This window comes from Streptomyces doebereineriae, from assembly GCF_031845645.1.
Lineage (GTDB): Bacteria > Actinomycetota > Actinomycetes > Streptomycetales > Streptomycetaceae > Streptomyces > Streptomyces canus.
Window position 1 is genome coordinate 1 of the sequence record NZ_JAVREZ010000236.1, and the last position, 465, is coordinate 465.

General features: G+C 66.9%; 1 protein-coding gene. It reads left to right on the forward strand.

The genetic code is table 11. From position 1 onward, the window contains the following. Window positions 1-427 (forward strand): hypothetical protein (locus RNB18_RS51640; RefSeq protein ID WP_311721014.1); only part of this gene is annotated, 427 nt, incomplete at its 5' end. Between the last annotated feature and the right edge of the window lie 38 nt (window positions 428-465).

The following is a 465-nucleotide window of genomic DNA, read 5'->3' on the forward strand; positions in this document are numbered from 1 at the left end:
GGTGTCCACCGAGGTGGAGAACGTGAAGGCCGCGGTGAACACCAGCGCCGTCACGCGGAATCTCGCATCGGCACCGGACGCCCCGGACGCTGCAGGCGAAACTGCGACGGCCGCAAGCAAGGTCGCCGACGATTCGTCGGCCGGCACCCCGGCGAAGTCGAAGGTCAAGGACATCCTCGACGGCATGGTCAAGCCCCGCGGCGCGACCGATCTGTCGGACGGCCACAAGGCTCTGCCAGGCGTCACGAAGTCACTCAGCCGTACCGGCGAGCAGGTCCGGACCGCCGTCAAGGATGCCCAGGACCAGGTGTCGTCGTCGATCAAGAAGCTCGGCGACGCCGTCAAGAAGGCCACCGGAGGTACGGCCAAGCCTACGGGCGAGAAGGCTGTCGCCAACGATTCGGCCGGCGAGAAGGACGCCGCCTGACCCGTACGGGCATTCGAGTCTGCTTCTAGGACAACGAG